This window comes from Pseudomonas fluorescens (assembly GCF_001307275.1).
In the GTDB taxonomy this organism is placed as follows: Bacteria; Pseudomonadota; Gammaproteobacteria; order Pseudomonadales; family Pseudomonadaceae; genus Aquipseudomonas; species Aquipseudomonas fluorescens_AA.
Genome location: NZ_CP012831.1, coordinates 5,496,994 through 5,517,585 on the forward strand (window position 1 = coordinate 5,496,994; position 20,592 = coordinate 5,517,585).

Consider the following 20,592-nt stretch of genomic DNA (forward strand, 5'->3'; position numbering starts at 1 on the left):
CTATAAAAAAGCAAGCAAAAACAATTTTTGACCGCTGAGAAAAGGAAGATTCATTTTGCGTGGGTTTTTTTATGGATTTTTTTTGAGCCTGGCACTCACCGGTTGCTCGCTCTTTGCCCCCAGTGTCGACCTGGACAGCCTGACCCTGGACGTCGCGCCCCGGGCCAATGACGACACGCCGATCGCGGTGGATTTCATCGCGGTGAACGACCCGGACCTGCTCAAGCAGCTGTCGGGCATCACCGCCAGCCAATGGTTCGCCGAGCGCGAACAGTTCCAGCGCGACTATCGTCAACTCATGTCGGTGTGGGGGCTGGAGCTGGTCCCGGGGCAATTCATCGACCGCCAACCCTTCCCATTGGAGGGCCGGCGCGCCGCTGGACTTTTGGTCTTCGCCAGCTATAACACTCCCGGAGCCCACCGGCTTCGGCTGGACGATCAGCGCAAGGCCTGGCTGAAGTTCGACAGTCGCGAGATGACCCTCGTCAACGATGGCCAGCGTGATGACCATCAGCCTTGAGTAAACCGCGGGCCGCCATGGGCGGCGACATTGGGATGTCGAAGGGAGTCGTATGAGTCTGTTACCTGACGCGGTGTGCTGGCATGAGGGCATGCAATTGCTGCCCCAGCATTTTCAATTGCAGGGGCTGCGTGCCGAGGCCTTGGCTGCGCATTTCGCCGGGGCCTGCAACCCTTGGTTCTGGGGCGTCAGCCAGTTGGAGGTCGACCCGTCGGCCCTCAGCGCCGGCCAGGTACGGCTGCTGCAATTGCAAGGGACCTTGCCGGATGGCTTGCCGGTCAACCTGCAGGCTGGCGTCGGGCCGACGCTGGAGCTGGACATCACCGAGGCCATCGACAAGACCGCCGACGCCACCGTGACCGTGTACCTGGCCGTCAGCCCACTGTGGCGCGCCGGGCAACTGCTGCCGCTCAAGGGCCGTTTGCAGTCGGTGGTCGGCGAGGCGTTGCCGGACCTCACCAGCGGTGAGTTTCCCGAATCGATCACTGTCTGGCGACCCAACCCGAGGTTGTGCACGCAACTGAGCAAGGCCGATTCGATCTGCCTGCCGTTGCTGCGCATCCGCAAGGAGGGCGGTGGCTTCTGGCGCGTGCCCTACACGCCACCAACGCCGGTCCTGTTGCCGGAATCGGTCCTCGGCCGGCGGGTCGCCGGGGTGTGTGCCCGGGCCCGGGAAAAGTGCATGTTCCTCGCCGGTCGCTTGCGTCAGGCCCAGGCGGCCGGCAACCAGGACGATGCCATGGAGATTCGCCGGCAATTGACCGCCTTGTGGGCGCGCTTGCCGGAAGTCGAAGGGGCGCTGAACACCCGCGTGGCGACGCCCCAGGCACTCTACGGTTTGCTGCTGGGGCTGGCCGGGAGCTGGTCGGCCCTCGATCCGCTGGCGGGCGTCCCGGCCTTCGCACCGTTGGATTTTCTCGAGTTGCAGCATGGCTACGAGCCGTTGCTGGATTGGCTGGAAACCACCCTGGAGCTGGTCCGTGCCGGCTATCGCAGCCTGGCCTTCGAGCGCAACGAGCAGGTCTTCTCGATCCAGTTGCCGGACGACCAGCCGGATCAACGCCTGGTGATCGGCCTGCGCATGCCCAACGGTGCCAGCGAGCAGGCGGCGGCCGACTGGTTGCGCGGGGCGATCATCGCGTCGGCGCGCCACGTCCCGCTGCTGAGCCGGCAACGCATGAGCGGTTTGTCCCACCAGGCCATGAGCCGCAACGAACAGGTGGCCTACAGCGTCGGCGACGACACCCGTTTGTTCGTGGTGGCCGCCAGCGGGCAATGGTTCGACGGGCAATTGCCGCTGCACATCGTGGCACCGGCATCGGCCCAGGCCAGCAGCCCGTGGCAAGTGGTGTTGTTCGTGGCGCAAGCCAGTGAAAGTGCCTGATCGCAAAAGGGGAGTCGTATGCCTGACGGAAGTGGCGGGGCGGTTCGGAGTCTGCATGAGGCGCCGCTGAGCAGCGCTTTTCGCCAGGCCTGGCTGAAGTGGTCCCAGGAGTGGCAAGACTTGCCCAGGGACAGCGACCCCGCGGTTTTGGTCAACCGGGTGGTGGAGTTTTCCGGGCGCAGTGCCCAACGCCTGTGGCGGGTGGCCTTCGCCACCGTCGGCGATGCGGCCACCGAGCAGGTCAAGGCGCTGGTCTATGCCTTCGTCGCGCTGGTGGACGAAACCCTGTTGTTCAGCCCTTGGCCCGGCCAACTGGCCTGGCAGCAGCACCCCCTCGAATCACGCATGTATGCCAGTCGCCAGGCCGGCGAGCGCTTGCCGGCGGCGATCAAGAAATTGCTGGACGAGCAGATGCCCGGTACCCGGGACCTGGCGAACGTCTACCTGCAGTGCCTGATCCTGGGGTTCCAGGGGCGATTGCGGGGCGAGCCCGGCCAGGTCCAGCAGGCCAAGTGGCGCGCGGCGCTGTTCACCTTCGCCTGGCAACACGACCCCGATTACGTCGACGTCAGCCAGCGCCTGGCGTTGGCCGCGGCGACACCTCCGGTGCGTATGCCGGTGCAGCAGTCGTTGCCGGACGGCTTGCGCCTGGGGCTGGCGATCCTGGCGATGGTGTTGTTGCTGACCGGCTTGGGGCAGGTGTTCTGGCGTGACATCCGTTTGGAACTCGAGCCGGTGTTGCAACTGAACGAGTCGGCGGTGGTTCAGGAGCAGGATTCATGAGCACCCTGAGCATCGTTGCCCTGGTATTGATCGCCATCGTCGTGGTGCTGTTGATCGCGGCCCTGATCTGGTGGCTGCGGACCCAGGGCGGGGCGGCGATCCGCAGTTTCTATGGGGCGGTGCGCCACATGGAACAGGAGCAGGGCACCCGGGACCGCTATCAGATGCCCTGGCTGATGATGCTCGGCAATGAAACCGACGGTGCCCGACTGTGTGCCCAGTGGCGCTTGCAACCGACCGACAAGGCGGCCTGGTTCGGGCGCTGGTTTTCCGATGCCGAAGGCGCGGTGCTGGTGGTGCCCCAGGCGTTGTTCCTGCCCGATGAAGGCATGAACCGGCAACGGGGCAACTGGTGGCGCCTGCTCGGGCTGATGTTGCGCTTGCGCAGCAAACGGCCATTGGATGCGGTGATCTGGACCGTGCCGTTCAGCACCCTCGATGACATCGAGCACACCACCGAGCTGAGCCTCAAGGTCCGGCGCTGCTTCATCGACCTTTTGCAACGCTTCGGTCTCAGCCTGCCGGTGTATGTGGTGATGACCGGGATGGAAGAACTGCCCGGGTTCCAGGAACTGGTCAGTGCGCTGCCCGCCGAGGCACGGGAGTCGATGCTGGGCTGGTCGTCGCCGTATTTGCCGGATGCGGCGTGGCAATCGCAGTGGAGTGATCAGGCCCTGGACCAGGTCAACGCCGCGCTGTCGCAGTCGATCATCGAGATCGGTGCGCTGTCGGGACAATTGGGTAACGATCTCTATGGTTTGCCGGAGCGTTTCGAAGGCTTGCGGCGGGCCTTGCAGATCCTGCTGGAGCCGGTGTTCCAGGGCAACGCCCAAGGTGAAGCGCCGCGCTTTCGCGGGGTGTATTTCACCGCCAGCCAGGCGCCGGCCGTCAGCGGCGACGGGTTGACCGCCGCCGACAGCGCCCAGGGGCAAACCGTGTTCGCCCGGCAATTGTGGTCGCGGCGGCTGGTGGCTGAGCGTGGCCTGGCCCAGCCTGTGCCACGGCTGTTGCGCTTGCGCCAGCGTGGGCATCGGTTGGCCGCGGCGGTGGCGTTGGTGGTGGGCCTGGTCTGGCTGGGGGGCATGGTCTGGGTCTGGCACGATTCGGTGGAGCAAGCCGAAGGGTTGTCGCGGTTGATCCTCAGCGCCCATAAGAACCACCTCGTCGTCGACCCCGACGAACCGCAACTGGAGCCGACCCGGCACAACGTGCAGAACTACTGGAACGTGTTGGAAAAAGCCCCGAGCTGGCGCTTCGTTTCGGTGGTCTTTCCCACCTCGTGGTTCTCTTCCGTGGACACGCAACTGGAGAATGGGTTACGCCTGACCGCCCGGCATCATTGGATCTTGCCGTTGCGGGATCTGTTGAACGCAGACCTGGAACAACTCAAGTCCATCCGCAACACCGAGCGGCGGGGCAATCTCGAGAGTGAAGACCCGGCGCAATGGCAGAGCTACGTGAAGGCCAAGGCACTGGTGGACCTGGCGGTACGCCTGGAACAGCACAACCAGATGTTCAGCCAGGTGGTGAACGACCCCAAGGCGCCGCTGGACGAACTGGTGCAACTGAGCAATACCGCGTTGTCCCTGGGACTCAACACCGGCACCTTGAGCCGCGCACATTTCTACAACCGGGTGCTGTTCGATGCCCATAACAGTGATTTGAAAGGGTTGGACCTGAACGCCGCGCGCCCGGTGATCTCCGATAACTTCACCGGCCTGATGCAGCGCTGGCTGGACCATTACTTCCTGGCGGACAACTTCGTGCGCCAGGCCGGTTACCTCAAGCTGCACCTGCAACGGCTGGAGGCCGGCAGTGGCAATTCCTTGAGCGAGCTCGAAGACCTGATGGCGCTGATCGACGATTTGCAGACGCTGGTCAGCCTGACCAATTCGGCCTGGGGCCGAGGCAAGGGCCAGGACCTGGTGCCCGGCTACAGCCAGATGCTGGACAAGGTCAGTCACAGCGCTTTGCTGGGGCCGGATATCGAGCAGGACCTGGAGAGCCAGGCGGCGAAGTTGCAGCAGAGTTTTCGTGACCAGTGGATCGTCCAGACCGGCTCCCGGGACAACCTGCTGGTGCAACAGGGCAGCGGCCTGCTGGTTTTGCAGGACCATGTCACCGCGCTGGACGGTGCGGTGCAGGCATTGTTCAAGCGCGATTTCGTGGCGTTGGCCATGCAGAAGGATCCGTCGGACAGCAACCCCGATGCGATGGGCCAGGGCGATGGCAGTGATGATTTCAGCGTCGCCCTGAACTACTTCGCCAGCTACAAGAGCTATGCCAGTGAAGAATTACCGCGCATTCCGCCGGATTACCGTGACGCACTGATGCAGGCCGCCGAAGGCGCCGCGGCACGGGCCATGTGGTTGAGCCTGGATGAAAGCGACGCGTCGTTGCCCGGCATGGGTTTCAATGTACAAACGACCCAGGCCGTGGCGCTGCAAAAAGCCTTCATGGATGTGCACCGCGGCGACCTGGCGATCCGTTTCCAGCGTCTGCTCAATCGCCGGGCATTGGCGCAGATCAAGAGTGGCCTGGACGAAATCGATGCCCAGCCGCTGTTCAGCCAGCGGGCCGATGTCCAGCGCTGGGACGGTTCGAAGAACTTCGGCTTGCAGCTGTACGGTGCCAGCGATCCACAAGACTTGAAGCTGAGCCTGAGCCAGCAGTTCGGTGTGATGCTGCAGGTCGCCGAACAGCGAATGCCCGCCCTGGAATGGCTGATCGTCCAGCAGGACAACCTGTCGGCCCTGGAGCACGACCAGGTGGCGCGCTTCATGGCCCTCAACGATGAATTGCTCAAGTACAAGAACCAGAACCCGGCCAGCTCGGCGGCCCAATTGGAGCAATTGGTGAGCCGGGACTTCATCACCATGGACACCACGTCCTGTGCGCAGATCTTGCAGACCTCCAGCCTGCCCAGCGGGCGCGGTGACCTGGCCCAGCGTACGGTCGCGTTGCAGCAGGGCGCCCTGCAACGCTGCCTGTACCTGCAACAGAACCAGGCGGCGACCGCCTGGAATGACGTGGCCAACTATTTCAATCAATACCTGGCCGGGCGTTTTCCGTTCGCCCAGGATGTGCGCGCCAGCGATGCCGACCCGGCGCGGGTCCAGCACCTGCTGGAGCTGATCGACACACGCCTGCCCCTGGCCCAGGCCGGACTGGTGTTGAGCCAAACGCCGGAGCGCCTGGCGGCCGAGGATTTTCTCAACCGTTTGAAACAGGCCGGCACCTGGCTCGGGCCGCTGTTCGTGCGCGACAAGAGTGGCATTCTGGGGGTGGAGATGGACGTGCGCTGGCGGACCGATCGTGATGAAGAGCGCGGCGCTGACCAGGTGATCGCCTGGAGCCTGGACGCCGGCAACCAACAGATCAGCTACCCCGGCGGCGGCCAGCAGAACCTGCGGTGGATGGTCGGCCAGCCCGTGCGCCTGACCTTGCGCTGGGCCCGCAACGGCTACCAGCGTCCGGCCAACGATCCATTGCAACCGAACCTGGTGGTGCGCGACCTGGAGGCTGGCTGGGAGTACCAGGGGCCGTGGTCATTGCTGCGCCTGATGCGCGCGCTGGGATCGGCCCAGCGTCAGCCGAATGTCGACTACACCGATTTTCCCCTGGCCCTGCAACTGCCGGTCACTGCCCAGACCCAGGCCCGCACGGCGGAGCAGACACTGATGTTCGTGCGCCTGTCGCTGATGAGCCAGGGCTCCAAGCTGCCATTGTCGATCCCGCCGCTGCCGACGCGGGCACCCCGTTCACCTTTCATGGCGACCTCATCGAGCCCCGCCATCGCCACCCGTGAGGAGGGCCTGTGAGCGTGCCGATATCGCCTTTGCCCGAGTTGGTCACTCAGTTGCTCGAGCCGATCAGTGCCGAGTCACCCTGTGGTCTCGACCTGCGCTACGAGCCGGAATACGACCAACTGCGCGAATTGCGCCGGGAGGACGACACCAGCTTGCCCACCGGTGTGTGGCAGTCTTCGATCAAGCGCGCCCTGTGGCCGGACCTGGAACGGCTCGCGACCACGCTGCTGCTGGAGCGCAGCAAGGACTTGATGATCAGTGCCTGGCTGGGAGAGGCCTGGTTGCATCGGGCCGGGCTGGAGGGGTTGCCGGGCAGCCTGGCGCTGGTGGCGGGGTTGTGTGAACGCTATCCGGAGCAGTTGCATCCCCAGGCCGATGAAGGCGACCAGTCGTGGCGAGTGATCCCCTTGGAGTGGCTGGCCCGGCGCTACAGCGAAGTGTTGCTGACGCGGGTGCCATTGCTCGATGGCCGGGACCCGGCGTTTGCCAGTTTCTGCCTGGACGACTGGCAACGCTTGCAACGTCAGCAAGTATTGGTCAACGACAGCAAGAACGCCAAGGCGTCGGCGGAAGCGGCGCGCAACGAGCAAAAGAAACTCAGCGAACTGATTCGCGGCACCCCCTTGTCGTTCTGGTTGCATCGCCAGGGCAGCCTGATGTTGAGCCTGCAGCACCTGCAACGGCTCGAAGCCTGGAGCGACGCTTACCTGGGCAACCTGGCCCCGGGCTACAAATCCCTGCAGGACGTGATCCAGGCGTTGCTGACACTGGTAGAGGAGTTCATCGCGATGCACCCACAACAACCCACCGTCGTGCCGGTGCAAACGCCCCCGGCGACGACGTCGACGCCCCAGCCGCAGGCGGCTGCCCAGGTCTTCCAGGAACCGGCCAATCGTGAAGAGGCCTACCGACAACTTCTGGTGATCGCCGGTTACCTGGCCCGTACCGAGCCCCACAGCCCGGTGCCCTACCTGATCCGGCGTGGTGTGGAGTGGGGCAACAAGCCGCTGAGCGAACTGCTGGGCGAACTGATCAGTGCCGATGCCGAATCCCGGCGGTTATGGACCTTGCTGGGCGTGCTTTAACGCTGCGCGTCGGGTAGCGGCACCGGCGTCAACACCGGTTTGCCGGCAAAGAACGCGTTCAGGTTCTGGCCGACCAACTCCACCGTGCCACGCGTCGCTTCCGGCGACAGGCCGGCCACATGGGGCGTCAGTACCACGTTGGGCAGGTTTTTCAGCGCGTCCGGCACTTCGGGTTCGTGATCGAACACGTCCAGGGCCGCGCCGGCGATCCGCCGCTGTTCCAGGGCGCTGATCAGGTCGGCGGTGGCGACCACACTGGCGCGGGCGATGTTCACCAGGAAGCCATGGGGGCCCAGGGCGTCGAGGGCCTGTTTGTTGATCAACTGCCGGGTATCCAGGCCGCCGGGGGTGGCGACGATCAGGAAGTCCGAGACCCGGGCCAGTTCCGTGGGCGTGGCGCAGAAGGTGTAGGGCACGTCGTTGCGCAGCCGGCGATTGTGGTAGCTGACGCTCATGTCGAAGCCGAGGGCGGCGCGCTTGGCAATGGCCATGCCCACCGCGCCCAGGCCCAGCACGCCCAGGCGCTTGCCGGCCAGGGAAGGGCGCATGACCTTGGCCCACTCGCCACGGCGCACACTCGCATCGGCCCGGGGGATGTCGCGCACCAGCGCCAGCAGCAGTGCCATGGCATGGTCGGCCACCGACGACGCGTTGACCCCGGCGCCATTGGTTACCACGATGCCCCGCTGGCGCGCGGCCTGCAGGTCCACCTGCTCGTAACCGGCACCGATCACGCAGATGATTTGCAGATTGGGCAGGGCGCCGATTTCTTCCGCCGTCAAACCCAGGGGGCCGCGGGTCAGTACCGCACTGAAGCGTTCACCGTGTTCGAAAATCGCTGTCTTGCGTTCGGCCGGCGTGGGCGCCAATTCCAGGTGGTAACCCTGCCGTTCGAGAATCGGCAGGTATTCATTGACGGTTTCAACCAGTACCAGAACGGTTGCGGTCATGCTGGGCTCCTGTGGGCGCTGGATCGATTGTGGCTATTCAACCTGATTGTAGGAGCCGGGGGCAGGGGGGCTTGGCTTTTTATGTGCATTTCGGTTGCCGTGGTGCCTTTGTGTGGGCGCCTGACAGACGGCCTGTCTCGCTGCTTGTACTCCGATCCAATGGTGGGAGCGAGCTTTGTGGGAGCAAGGCTTGCCCGCGATAGCAGCGCCTCGGTAGCAACTTGCACCCCGAGTCGCCTGCATCGCGAGCAAGCTCGCTCCCACAGGGGATGCAGGGAAATACAGGGACAATTCCACTGCGGCGATCTGATCCGCATAACCACTCCTCAGCTAAGTCTTTGCTTCTGCTCGTGAATCCCGGACAATCGCGCCCCTGTTTCGGTCAGGGCGCTGCCTGTCGGGGTTTTCCGACTCGTCCCGGCCGAGTGCATGTGACCGGAAAGCGGAGATCCGACCGGATGAATGATCAGGCCAATAGCGTCGAAGAGCGCTTTGAAACGACAGTCCCAGCCACCCTCAGCCAATGGAGTCGCCAGGACACCACCTGGATGCTGGGTCTGTTTGGCACCGCCATCGGTGCCGGCACTCTGTTCTTACCCATCAATGCGGGCCTGGGTGGCTTTTGGCCGCTGCTGATCCTGGCGTTGCTGGCGTTCCCCATGACGTTCTATGCCCATCGGGGCCTGACCCGTTTCGTGTTGTCCGGTCGCGATGGCGCGGACATCACCGAGGTGGTGGAAGAGCATTTCGGCCTCAAGGCCGGTGCGCTGATCACGCTTTTGTACTTCTTTGCCATTTTCCCGATCCTGCTGATCTACAGCGTGGCGCTGACCAACACGGTGGGCAGCTTCCTGGAACATCAGTTGCACATCCAGCCGCCCCCTCGGGCCGTGCTGTCCCTGGTGCTGATCCTCGGCCTGCTGGCGGTGGTCCGTTGCGGCGAGCAGGCGATCGTCAAGGCCATGAGCCTGATGGTCTACCCGTTCATCGTGGCGCTGCTGTTTCTGGCGGTGTTCCTGATTCCCCACTGGAGCGGCGGTATCCTGAGCACGGCGTCGACGCCGCCGGAACCTTCGGCGTTGTTGCATACCTTGTGGCTGGCGATCCCGGTGATGGTGTTCTCGTTCAACCACTCGCCGATCATCTCGGCGTTTGCGGTGGACCAGAAGCGTCGCTACGGCGCCAACGCCGAGGAGCGCAGTTCGCAGATCCTGTCGCGCGCCCATGTGCTGATGGTGGTGATGGTGCTGTTCTTCGTGTTCAGTTGCGTGCTGACGCTGACCCCGGCGCAATTGGCCGAGGCCAAGGCGCAGAACCTGTCGATCCTGTCGTACCTGGCTAACCATTTCAGCAATCCGACCATCGCCTTTGCCGCGCCGTTGATTGCGTTTGTCGCCATTTCCAAATCGTTCCTGGGGCACTACATCGGCGCCAGCGAAGGCCTCAAGGGCCTGATCGTCAAGAGTGGCCGCCGTCCGGCACCCAAGACCCTGGACCGCCTCACCGCAGCGTTCATGCTGGTGGTGTGCTGGATCGTCGCCACCCTCAACCCGAGCATCCTGGGCATGATCGAAACCCTGGGCGGCCCGGTCATCGCAGCCATCCTGTTCCTGATGCCGATGTACGCCATCCGCAAAGTCCCGGCCATGGCCCGCTATCGCGGCCAGGCCTCCAACGTCTTCGTTGTGTTGGTGGGGTTGGTGGCGATTACGGCGTTGGTCTACTCCCTGATGGCCTGACTGGACCACAATGGTTGTGGTGGCGTGCACAAGTCTGTAAGTCGACACCATTACCCGTGGCGAGGGAGCTTGCTCCCGCTGGGGTGCGAAGCGCCCCTGAGTCCTGACGACTCGGTGTGTCAGGCAAATGGTTGGGTCTGCTGCGCAGCCCAGCGGGAGCAAGCTCCCTCGCCACAAGGACCAGGCTGGATGCAGCATCGCAGTACACCACCGAACCCCTGTGGGAGCGGGCTTGCTCGCGAAAGCGGTGGTTCGGCTGGCATCGAAATGACAGGCATAAAAAAACGCCGCCCCTCGCAAGAAGGGCGGCGTTTTCAGTCGGGCGTTTTAAGCTTTACGCTTGAACGACCGGGATGTTGGCGTTTGCAGCCGCTTCACGGAACTCGGCGATCTGGTCGAAGCTCAGGTAGCGGTATACGTCCGCTGCCATGCTGTCGATCTTGCCGGCGTATTCCATGTACTCCTCGACGGTCGGCAGGCGACCCAGGATCGAAGCCACGGACGCCAGCTCGGCCGAAGCCAGGTAGACGTTCGCGCCGTCACCCAGACGGTTCGGGAAGTTACGGGTCGAGGTCGACACCACGGTGGAGTTCGGCTCGACGCGCGCCTGGTTACCCATGCACAGCGAGCAGCCTGGCATTTCCATCCGTGCGCCGGCCTTGCCGTAGATGCCGTAGTAGCCTTCTTCGGTGAGCTGGTGAGCGTCCATCTTGGTCGGCGGCGACAGCCACAGACGGGTTGGCAGCTGACCCTTGACCTGCTCCAGCAGTTTACCGGCGGCGCGGAAGTGACCGATGTTGGTCATGCACGAACCGATGAACACTTCGTCGATCTTCTCGCCAGCAACGCTGGACAGCAGACGGGCATCGTCCGGGTCGTTCGGCGCGCAGAGTACAGGCTCGCTGATGTCGGCCAGATCGATTTCGATGACTTCGGCGTATTCGGCGTCGGCGTCGGCTTCCATCAGTTGCGGGTTGGCGACCCAGGCTTCCATCGCTTGGGCGCGACGTTCCAGGGTACGTGCATCACCGTAGCCTTCGCCGATCATCCAGCGCAGCAGGGTGATGTTCGATTGCAGGTACTCGGTGATCGACTCTTTCGACAGCTTGATGGTGCAACCGGCAGCCGAACGTTCGGCCGAGGCGTCGGACAATTCGAAAGCCTGTTCCAGGGTCAGGCCTTCCAGGCCTTCGATTTCCAGGATGCGGCCGGAGAAGGCGTTTTTCTTGCCTTTCTTCTCGACGGTCAGCAGGCCGTTCTGGATGGCGAAGTACGGAATGGCATGAACCAGGTCACGCAGGGTGATGCCAGGTTTCATTTTGCCTTTGAAGCGCACCAGGATCGATTCGGGCATGTCCAGCGGCATGACACCGGTGGCAGCGGCGAACGCGACCAGGCCGGAACCGGCCGGGAACGAGATGCCCATCGGGAAGCGGGTGTGCGAGTCACCACCGGTACCCACGGTGTCTGGCAGCAGCATGCGGTTCAGCCACGAGTGGATGATGCCGTCGCCCGGACGCAGGGAAACGCCGCCGCGGGTCATGATGAAGTCAGGCAGGGTGTGGTGGGTAGTCACGTCGATCGGCTTCGGATAGGCCGCGGTGTGGCAGAAGGACTGCATTACCAGGTCAGCCGAGAAGCCCAGGCACGCCAGGTCTTTCAGTTCGTCACGGGTCATCGGACCGGTGGTGTCCTGGGAACCCACGGTGGTCATCTTCGGTTCGCAGTAGGTACCCGGGCGCACGCCTTGGCCTTCCGCCAGACCGCAAGCCTTGCCGACCATCTTCTGCGCCAGGGTGAAACCCTTGGTGCTTTCAGCGGGAGCTTCAGGCTTCTTGAACAGATCGAACGCTGGCAGGCCCAGTTCGGCGCGTGCCTTCTCGGTCAGGCCACGGCCAATGATCAGCGGGATACGACCGCCGGCACGGACTTCGTCCAACAGGACCGGGGTCTTCATTTCGAAGGTGGTCAGGACTTCATCGGTGCCGTGCTTGCAGACTTTGCCAGCATGCGGGTACAGGTCGATCACGTCGCCCATGTGCATGTTGGACACATCGAATTCGATCGGCAGGGCGCCGGCGTCTTCCATGGTGTTGTAGAAAATCGGTGCGATCTTGCTGCCGAAGCAGAAACCGCCGGCGCGCTTGTTCGGAACGAAAGGAACGTCGTCGCCGAAGAACCACAGTACCGAGTTGGTCGCCGATTTGCGCGACGAACCGGTACCGACCACGTCACCGACGTAGGCGATCGGGAAGCCTTGGCCACGCATCTCTTCGATCTGCTTCATCGGGCCGGTCTTGCCTTGTTCATCAGGCACGATGCCGTCACGGGCCATTTTCAGCATGGCCAGGGCGTGCAGCGGGATGTCCGGGCGGGACCAGGCGTCAGGGGCAGGGGACAGGTCGTCGGTGTTGGTTTCGCCGGTGACCTTGAACACCCGCAGGCTGATCTTGTCGGCCAGCACAGGGCGGTTCTTGAACCACTCGCCGTCGGCCCAGGATTGCAGCACGGCCTTGGCGTGAACGTTGCCGTTCTTGGCTTTTTCAGCCACGTCGTGGAAGGCATCGAACATCAGCAGGGTGTGCTTGAGTTCCTTGGCGGCTACCGGCGCCAGTTCGGCGTCGTCCAGCAGTTCCACCAGGGTCACGATGTTGTAGCCGCCCTGCATGGTGCCGAGCAGTTCAACGGCGCGCTTCTTGTCCAGCAGAGGGGATTGGGCCTGGCCCTTGGCCAGGGCGGAAAGGAAACCGGCCTTGACGTAGGCGGCTTCGTCGACTCCAGGCGGAACGCGATTGGTGATCAGGTCAACGAGGAAAGCTTCTTCGCCAGCCGGAGGATTTTTCAGCAGCTCGATCAGGCCTGCGGTTTGTTCGGCGTTAAGCGGCTGGGGAACGATACCCAGGGCTGCGCGCTCTTCGATATGTTTGCGGTAGGCTTCAAGCACAGTTATTACCCTCATCAGTGGTCCCAAATGGGTGTCCGGGACGCTCATCCAGAAACCCACGGTACTCATGCGCGTCGGCGGCTTTTTGAGCCACCACGCCAGAGTTTCCGGAGTTCCTCACAGAAGCTGCTTTCAAAGTTTTACGCCTGCAGAACGGGAGCTGATGAGGGTTGGCGTTGGGCTTTCCCCGCTGGAAAGACCCTTCGCCAACACCGCTCTGAAGGAACGACTGTGCTCGTGACGCTTTGAAAACAGCTTCTAACGGACATTGGCGCCTTAAAAGGCTGGCTGATTCTACGGGAAAAAAAAATTAAAGGTAAGTTGGGCGCTCAAGTTTGAGGGGTGATCAATCTTAGACAAAGGGCTAACATGCCAGCCTGTCCTGCTTTTGCGTGTGCTTTCCCCTATGCCCAACCAGCTCATCAAGACCCCCTGCGTCGGCCTTTGCTCCACTGTCTACGGTGACCTGGTGTGCCGTGGCTGCAAGCGGTTCCACCATGAAGTGATTCACTGGAACGGCTACAACGAGGACGAAAAACGCGCGGTGTGGATGCGGCTCGAACAACTGTTGGTGCAGGTGATGGTGGCCAAGTTGGAGGTTTTCGACCCCGGGTTGCTGCGCCAGCAACTGGAATCGCGCAAGATCCGTTTTGTGCCGCACCAGTCGGAATATTGCTGGGCCTACCAGTTGATCGCCCGGGGCGCGCGGGTGATCAACAACCTGGAAGCCTATGGCATGGTGCTGATGCCGGAGTTTCGCGATTGGGACCTGCCGGACCTGCGCGATGCCATTGATCGGGAGTTTTTCCTTCTGTCCGAAGCCCATTACCAGCGGTACATCGCGCCCGGGTTCCTGAAGGATGCGATCGGCGGCTGACCCGGCCAGTGCAAAGGCGCTTTTGTGCCAGGGAGCTTTATTCCTTGGCCGCCAGCTCTACCAGATGGTCCTCGACCTCCTGCGGCTTGAGCACCAGTATGTCGCTTTCCAGCGTATCGAGCACCGCCTCGGCGGTATTGCCGATCAGCACCCCGGACAACCCTGAACGGGCCACGGTGCCGATCACCGTCACCGCCGCCTGCAGCTTGCGCGCCATGAACGGGATCAGTACATCCGCCGGGCCTTCTTCGATGTGCAGATGCTGGTCGTCGATGTCGAACTCGGCCTGGAACGCCTGGCATTGTTCGCGATACCGGGCCTCGATGGTTTCCTTGAGCTGGAAGGTCGGGTCGGCGGACGAGAGCATTGGCGTGGGATGGGCGCTGATGACATGCAGGTGCGCCTTGGCAAGGAGGGCGATGTCGTAGCCATGGTCGATGATGGTGGAGTGCAGGTGACGGTGTTCGTCGTCGGTATTGCCAACGTCGATGGCGGCCAGGATCACCTTGTCTTTCCAGGAGCCGGCGGTTTTCACCAGCAGCACCGGGGTGGGGCAATGGCGTAGCAGTTTCCAGTCCGCCGGGGTCAGCAGGGCTTTTTTCAATGGGCTGTCGGGGAAGTGCTGTTTGATCACCAGCCCGCAACCTTCAGCTTGCTGCACGTCGATGATGGTTTCGTAGAGGCTTTCGTTCCAGGCCTGTTCGGTGGTCACGCTGTAGCCGTCCGCCAGCAGCGCGGCCTTCAGCACGCCGAGCATGCCGGCGTGATCGTGCTTTTTGTCGCACACCAACAGGTGCAGGTGTGCCTGGGTCACACCGGCAATCAGTTTGGCGCGCTTGAGCGCCAGGCTTTCCGAATGTTCGGGCTCAATGACCACCAGGATGCTGCGAATGGCTTGCATGATCGGCGTTCTCCTGCAAATGAAAAGGCTGGCATTGCTCAACTATAGTTGTTGTGGGGCAGTCTAGTTGCTATGGGCGAGTCGCTGACTTGATGCATATCAATGGCGGTGGCTGGTGGTCTGGAGACAGGCCGGTATAATCGGCGCCCTTCGCTCGACTACCTTTGCCCGTGAGCCCCATGAATCTTCCCGAAATCCACGAATTCCTTGGTTGTCGCACCCCCGATGCCTGGGTCCAGGCCGCGCTGGCCGACCAGGAAACGTTGCTGATCGACCACAAGAACTGCGAATTCAAGGCGGCCAGCACCGCCCTGAGCCTGATCGCCAAATACCATTCCCACGTCGACCTGATCAACCTGATGTCGCGCCTGGCCCGGGAAGAGCTGGTGCATCACGAGCAGGTCATGCGCCTGATGAAAAAACGCAAGATCGGCTTGCGCCAGCTCTCCGCCGGGCGTTATGCCTCGGGGCTGCGCAAGGTGGTGCGCAGCCACGAACCGGTCAAGCTGGTGGACACCCTGGTGGTCGGTGCCTTCATCGAAGCCCGCAGCTGCGAGCGCTTCGAAGCTTTGGTGCCGCACTTGGACGAGGAGCTGGGCAAGTTCTATTTCGGCTTGCTGAAAAGCGAAGCCCGGCATTTCCAGGGTTACCTGAAACTGGCCTACCAGTACGGCGACGCCAAGGACATTGCCCAGGTGATCGACAAGGTCCGTGAGGCCGAGCGCGAGTTGATCGAATCGCCGGATGTGGAGTTTCGGTTCCACAGTGGTGTACCGGCTCGATAGTGCAGAGGTGCTGGTACTGACGCTATCGCGAGCAAGCTCGCTCCCACAGGAGATTGGTGAACTTTCCAAATCCAATGTGGGAGCGAGCTTGCTCGCGATGGGGCCTGATGCAGCACTGCATCTCTAAGTGACCAGCCCCAGGCGTTCATGCCACTGGGCAATGGATTCCTCGGGATAGACATCGAACCGCTGATCGCCCTTATGCGCCTCGATCTCCACCCACGGCGCCTTGGAACCGAGCATCAAGTGGGTGTGCTCCGGCGGTACCGGCAGCGGTGTGTCGATGGCTGAGGCAAACGGGTGCACCAGGTCCGGCCATTCGGGGCTGAACAACCACAACCCCGAACCGCACAGGGAGCAGAAATGCCGTTCGGCACTGCTGCGGTGGGCGCGTTTATCGCCTTCGTCCTTGAGCCGTGCATGGTAGATCGAGATGTGCTTGCGACCGTGCACCTTCAGGCTTTGGGCATCGCCCCCCAGGTTGATCGCATAACCGCCGCCGCCCTGGGTCTTGCGACAGATCGAGCAGTAGCAGCGTTGGTAAGGGTAGGGATGGGCACAGGCCAGGCTGAACGACACGGCGCCGCAGTGGCAGGATCCTTCGAGCTGCATGGGAACCTCCAATTGGGGACTGTAATGACTCTGGACAGCTCGGGCGGCCTGTTGTTCTGGACAGTTGAGCTCATGACTGACATGCGGACGCCATCGCGAGCAAGCTCGCTCCCACAGGGGATTTGTGAACTTTCCAAGTCCAATGTGGGAGCGAGCTTGCTCGCGATGAACGATGACACGGTCTAACGACCGGGCACCCGCCACAAGTACCACGCCGCCACCGTCCGATAAGGGCTCCAGGCCAGGCCGATCTCGACCATCTGCTTGCGGCTGGGTTGGTGCTCCAGCCCCTTCATCCGCCGATAACCTTCCCGCACCCCAAAGTCGTCGGCCGGCAGGATGTCCGGCCGCTCCAGGCTGTAGATCAGCAGCATTTCCACCGTCCAGCGCCCGACGCCACGCAGGCTGATCAGGCGCTCGATCAACGCTTCGTCCTCCATCGCCCGCGCCGTGGCGTAATCCGGCACCACCCCGTCCAGGGCCGCTTGGGCGATGCCCTGGATGGTCGCGATCTTGCTGGCGGAAAATCCACAACCGCGCAATTGAGCAACGTCGGTCGCCAGGATCTGTACGGGTGTGGGGAATGTCTGCGCCGGGAACAACGCCAGCAATCGGCCCAGAATCGCATCGCCGGCCTTGGCGTGCAGTTGCTGGTAGGCAATCGCCCGGACCAGGGCTTCATAGGGATCGCGGGCCGGCTTGGGTTGCAGCAGGCAAGGGCCGATCGTCGCGACATGCCGTCGCCAGTCTTCGTCGAGGTTGGCCAGGAAGGCACTGGCATCGTGGTAGGGCACAGGCATCAGGTGTTCGTTCTCCGGGACGCTCAAAACGCCAGGGGCAGTGAAACCTGCACCGCGGCTTTTTCCAGCCGCAACAGAAACGCCTTGCGTGGCTGGCCGCCACCATAACCGGTCAACGAGCCATCCGCACCGATCACCCGGTGGCAGGGAATGACGATGGCCAGGCGATTCTGCCCGTTGGCCAGGCCCACGGCGCGGCTGGCACCCGGGCTGCCCAGGGCCGTGGCGATGCCGCCGTAGCTGCGGGTTTCGCCGTAGGGGATTTTTTGCAACTCGGCCCAGACCCGCGCGGCGAAGGCGCTGCCGGGCATGTGTAGCGGGACATTGAACGTCGTGAGCTTGCCAGCGAAATAGTCGGCCAGTTCGGTTTCGATCTGTTGCAGGTGAGCGTTGTGCCCCGGCGCGACGGTATAGCCGTAGCGTCGCTGCAGCTCTTCCAGCTCCTTGGTCAGGGCCGGGCGGTCGAGGAATTCCAGCAGCACCAGGCCCCGCCGTTCGGCCATGGCCAGCATCGGCCCCAGTGGCGTGGTCAGGCGGGTGAACAACAGGGGTTCACTGAGGGCGGCGCGGCCCGGTGTGATGTGGAAGGATTTGACGAAAGCGTCCCGAAAACCGCTCAACGACTCATAACCGGAATCGAACGCCGCATTGTCGATGGAAGTGCCGTCCTTGATGCCGCCCAGGGCGATGCCCAAGCGGCGGGTGCGCAGGTAGGCGTGAAAGGTCATGCCGAAATGTTGCTTGAACCAGCGCCGCAGTTTCAGCGGTTCGATACCTTGTTCCAGCAGCAGGGCGTCGGTCCAGCGCAGGTCGGGTTCGGCGTCCACCGCTTTGAGCAGGGCCTGGATCCAGTCCGGCGCGATGGCGGCGGCGTCCAGCGGCTTGCAGCGCAGGCAGGCGCGGTAGCCGGCCGACATGGCTTCGTCGGCATGGGCGAAGAACTCCACGTTCTCCGGCTTCGGCTTGCGCGCGGTGCAACTGGGACGACAGAAGATGCCGGTGGTCTTGACCGCAGTGAAGAACACCCCCTCGTAGGCGGTGTCTCGTTCGAGCATGGCGCGGACCATCTCGGCGTGGGGCGGGAGCAGCGAGTCTTGTCGGTTCATGGGGCAAAGCATAGAACCGTGCCCGGGACGACTCCACCGGAAAATCGACAGTGAATTTTGCGAGCAGTTGGTCGGATGCTCACGAACAAAATTTGAACCTCTGAGTCTTAAAGGTTCAACCGTTGTTTTTGTCTTTCGGAGACATCATGTCCAAACATAAGAAATCCCTGATTGCCATTGCTGTCTGCGCCCTGGCGTTTGGTGCTTCGGCCTTGCTGCCTGCCGACCTGTCGCCTATCGGTTCCAGCTATGCCGCAGGCGGTGGCAACGGCGGTGGCGGCGGTAATGGGGGAGGAAATGGCGGAGGAAACGGCGGCGGTAATGGTGGTGGCCACGGGGGTGGTGTCGGCGGCGGCCAGGGCAGTGGTAAGTCCAGCGATTCCAGCGGCCTTGGCAAGGGACTGGCCAGCGACCATGCTGGCACCCGCACCCGCGATCATGGCTTGAGTGGCAAGCACACCGGCACCACTCGCACCGATCGCACCAGCAAGGCTTCGCTGACGTCGACCATCGCCAAGGACCGTGATACGCGCGGCCTGACCAAGGCGTCGGCGATTTCCACCGCGACGCCGGGTACCCATAACACCAAGGGATTGACCAACGCGACCAGTTCTTCGATCAAGAACGACCGCTGATTCGGCAAAAAAGCCGCGATGCCTGATCCAGGCGTCGCGGCTTTTTTGTGGACGCAGGTTTTGCTTCGATGGATGAGCTCAGCGTGGATCCCCTCATGAGGCAGTTTTCTTCAATACCGGTGGAAACAGACGATTTACCTTGGTCGCCACCTCACAGATATGAAGAAGGTTTGCGATGAGTCTGATTCTTTCCATGGCGGCGTTTGCCTTGGTCGCCTCCATTACGCCTGGGCCGGTCAACATTGTGGCCCTCAGTTCCGGGGCGCGGTACGGGTTTCGAGCGACCTTGCGCCACGTGGCCGGCGCGACCCTGGGTTTTGTCTTGTTATTGGTGTTGATGGGGCTCGGGTTGCATGAAGTGCTACAACGCTGGCCTGGGCTCACACGGGTGGTGCAACTGGGCGGCGTGGCGTTCCTGTTGTTCATGGCCTGGAAACTGGCGACGGACGACGGGCACCTGGGCGCCAAGGACGAGGACCGGGCCCCGTCGATGTTCTACGGCGCGCTGATGCAATGGCTCAATCCCAAGGCCTGGCTGGCCTGTGTGGCGGGGATGGGGGCGTTCGTCGCCGACGGTGAGGCGCGGCTGGTGTGGCAGTTTGCGGCGGTTTATCTGGTGATCTGCTACGTCTCGGTGGGCTGCTGGGCCTACGCCGGCAGTTTTCTGCGTACTTGGCTGGGGAATCCGGCGACCATGCGCCTGTTCAACCGGGCGATGGCGGTGTTGTTGGTGGCAAGCGCGGTGTATTTGGTGTTGCCTTGAGTCGAGCGGGAGCAAGCTCCCTCGCCACAGAATGTATTTAAGTCAGAGCGGCGCATCAACCGCGATACTGGCCCGGAGTAGCCGCCAGGTGTTGCTTGAAAGCGCGCTGGAAATGCGCCTGGTCGGCGAACCCGCTGTCCAGCGCCACGTCGGCGATCAGCTTGCCTTCGCGTAACTGGCGGCGGGCGAACTGGATCCGGCGGTTGACCAGGAAAGCATGGGGCGTCATCCCATAGTGGCGCTTGAAGGCACGGCTCAGGTAGGACGGCGACAGTTGTGCGGCGGCGCAGATGTCTTCGAGCCTCAAGGCTTCGGTGCAATGATCATGAATAAACTGCGCTGCCCGCATCAATCCCGGGTGGCTGCCCCGGTCCGGCCGGCCGGCAGGGTTGAGCCGTTGTTGCAGGTCAGTGAAAAACGCCTCGGCGGCGCTGCGCTTGCGGTCGGTGCCGAGTCGCTCATCCACCAGTTGCTCATATAACCCTTGCAGCGCGGCAAACAGCTCGACATCACGGCTGTGGGTCGTGGAAAAGCTCTGGAAGTCCAGGGTTTCATCGAAACCGATACGACGTTGCAAATCCCTGAGCCACTGGGTATCGACGTACAGCATGACATACGACCACGGCTCATCGTCGATCGGGTTGCACGCATGGACATCGCCGGGGTTCATCAGCACCACCGTGCCGCTCTGCACCTGGAAATTCGACCGCTCATGAATATAGGTGCTGCGCCCGGCGGTGATCGCTCCGATGGAAAAATGGTCATGGGAGTGGCGCGAATAGCAGACCTTGCGCCCATCGGCGATGGCCCGGGCTTCGATGAAGGGCAGGGCCGCGTCGCGCCAGAAACGTGGGGTGGCGTCATGGGGGGCGTGCTTCATCGGTCAGCGTCCTCGTCTT

The 20,592-nt window shown here is 62.8% G+C and carries 17 protein-coding genes; 10 read left to right on the forward strand and 7 right to left on the reverse strand.

From position 1 onward, the window contains the following. Positions 1 to 55 precede the first annotated feature (55 nt). The 5 genes from AO356_RS24380 to tssA are packed head-to-tail and all read left to right on the forward strand — an operon-like array spanning position 56 to position 7,581. Positions 56 to 520 carry a hypothetical protein gene (locus tag AO356_RS24380; RefSeq protein WP_060741948.1) on the forward strand — a complete coding sequence of 155 codons (465 nt, stop codon included), beginning with the start codon at positions 56 to 58 and terminating at the stop codon, positions 518 to 520. Between the two features lie 52 nt (positions 521 to 572). Then, positions 573 to 1,904: a type VI secretion system baseplate subunit TssK gene (tssK, locus tag AO356_RS24385; protein ID WP_060741949.1), complete on the forward strand. Its 1,332-nt coding sequence runs from the start codon at positions 573 to 575 to the stop codon at positions 1,902 to 1,904. 18 nt (positions 1,905 to 1,922) lie between these two features. Then, positions 1,923 to 2,687 (forward strand): DotU family type IV/VI secretion system protein, encoded by a 765-nt coding sequence (locus AO356_RS24390; protein WP_060741950.1) that lies wholly within the window; start codon positions 1,923 to 1,925, stop codon positions 2,685 to 2,687. After that, entirely contained in the window at positions 2,684 to 6,508 is a 3,825-nt protein-coding gene (locus tag AO356_RS24395; RefSeq protein ID WP_060741951.1) for a type VI secretion system protein, read from the forward strand. The genes AO356_RS24390 and AO356_RS24395 overlap by 4 nt, the downstream gene beginning before the upstream one ends. Then, entirely contained in the window at positions 6,505 to 7,581 is a 1,077-nt protein-coding gene (gene tssA / locus AO356_RS24400; protein ID WP_060741952.1) for a type VI secretion system protein TssA, read from the forward strand. The genes AO356_RS24395 and tssA overlap by 4 nt, the downstream gene beginning before the upstream one ends. Here tssA and AO356_RS24405 read toward each other — a convergent pair. After that, complete coding sequence (locus AO356_RS24405) at positions 7,578 to 8,531, reverse strand: 2-hydroxyacid dehydrogenase (RefSeq protein WP_060741953.1); 954 nt, start codon at positions 8,529 to 8,531, stop codon at positions 7,578 to 7,580. The genes tssA and AO356_RS24405 overlap by 4 nt on opposite strands. Before the next feature lie 458 nt (positions 8,532 to 8,989). Here AO356_RS24405 and AO356_RS24410 point away from each other — a divergent pair, with 458 nt between their 5' ends. After that, the gene (locus AO356_RS24410; protein WP_060741954.1) at positions 8,990 to 10,270 is read left to right on the forward strand and encodes a serine/threonine transporter; all 1,281 of its coding nucleotides are present in this window, start codon (positions 8,990 to 8,992) and stop codon (positions 10,268 to 10,270) included. 334 nt (positions 10,271 to 10,604) lie between these two features. Here the strand turns inward: AO356_RS24410 and acnB are convergent, their stop codons facing one another. Beyond that, a complete protein-coding gene (gene acnB, locus AO356_RS24415) occupies positions 10,605 to 13,214 on the reverse strand; it encodes a bifunctional aconitate hydratase 2/2-methylisocitrate dehydratase (protein WP_060741955.1) in 2,610 nt (869 codons plus the stop codon). Positions 13,215 to 13,620: 406 nt separating this feature from the next. Between acnB and AO356_RS24420 the strand changes: the two genes are divergently transcribed. Next, positions 13,621 to 14,091 (forward strand): DUF1289 domain-containing protein, encoded by a 471-nt coding sequence (locus AO356_RS24420; protein WP_060741956.1) that lies wholly within the window; start codon positions 13,621 to 13,623, stop codon positions 14,089 to 14,091. Between the two features lie 37 nt (positions 14,092 to 14,128). Here AO356_RS24420 and AO356_RS24425 read toward each other — a convergent pair whose 3' ends face one another. Further along, entirely contained in the window at positions 14,129 to 14,992 is an 864-nt protein-coding gene (locus tag AO356_RS24425; protein ID WP_060741957.1) for a universal stress protein, read from the reverse strand. Positions 14,993 to 15,171: 179 nt separating this feature from the next. Between AO356_RS24425 and AO356_RS24430 the strand changes: the two genes are divergently transcribed. Continuing rightward, positions 15,172 to 15,777 carry a tRNA-(ms[2]io[6]A)-hydroxylase gene (locus tag AO356_RS24430; RefSeq protein ID WP_060741958.1) on the forward strand — a complete coding sequence of 202 codons (606 nt, stop codon included), beginning with the start codon at positions 15,172 to 15,174 and terminating at the stop codon, positions 15,775 to 15,777. A gap of 123 nt (positions 15,778 to 15,900) precedes the next feature. On the opposite strand, the gene AO356_RS24435 is transcribed toward AO356_RS24430, so the two are convergent. The 3 genes from AO356_RS24435 to AO356_RS24445 all read right to left on the reverse strand — a co-directional run bounded on the left by AO356_RS24435 (position 15,901) and on the right by AO356_RS24445 (position 18,295). Beyond that, positions 15,901 to 16,389, reverse strand: a complete 489-nt coding sequence (locus AO356_RS24435) for a GFA family protein (RefSeq protein WP_060741959.1) — start codon at positions 16,387 to 16,389, stop codon at positions 15,901 to 15,903. 182 nt (positions 16,390 to 16,571) lie between these two features. Continuing rightward, complete coding sequence (locus tag AO356_RS24440) at positions 16,572 to 17,189, reverse strand: DNA-3-methyladenine glycosylase family protein (RefSeq protein ID WP_060741960.1); 618 nt, start codon at positions 17,187 to 17,189, stop codon at positions 16,572 to 16,574. Between the two features lie 23 nt (positions 17,190 to 17,212). Continuing rightward, entirely contained in the window at positions 17,213 to 18,295 is a 1,083-nt protein-coding gene (locus tag AO356_RS24445; RefSeq protein ID WP_060741961.1) for a bifunctional transcriptional activator/DNA repair enzyme AdaA, read from the reverse strand. Positions 18,296 to 18,441: 146 nt separating this feature from the next. Here AO356_RS24445 and AO356_RS32890 point away from each other — a divergent pair, with 146 nt between their 5' ends. Then, entirely contained in the window at positions 18,442 to 18,930 is a 489-nt protein-coding gene (locus tag AO356_RS32890; RefSeq protein WP_060741962.1) for a hypothetical protein, read from the forward strand. Positions 18,931 to 19,105: 175 nt separating this feature from the next. Then, on the forward strand, positions 19,106 to 19,693 hold the full coding sequence (locus tag AO356_RS24455; RefSeq protein ID WP_060741963.1) for a LysE family translocator: 588 nt from the start codon (positions 19,106 to 19,108) through the stop codon (positions 19,691 to 19,693). A gap of 55 nt (positions 19,694 to 19,748) precedes the next feature. Here the strand turns inward: AO356_RS24455 and AO356_RS24460 are convergent, their stop codons facing one another. Further along, positions 19,749 to 20,573, reverse strand: a complete 825-nt coding sequence (locus AO356_RS24460) for a helix-turn-helix transcriptional regulator (RefSeq protein ID WP_060741964.1) — start codon at positions 20,571 to 20,573, stop codon at positions 19,749 to 19,751. Positions 20,574 to 20,592 lie beyond the last annotated feature (19 nt).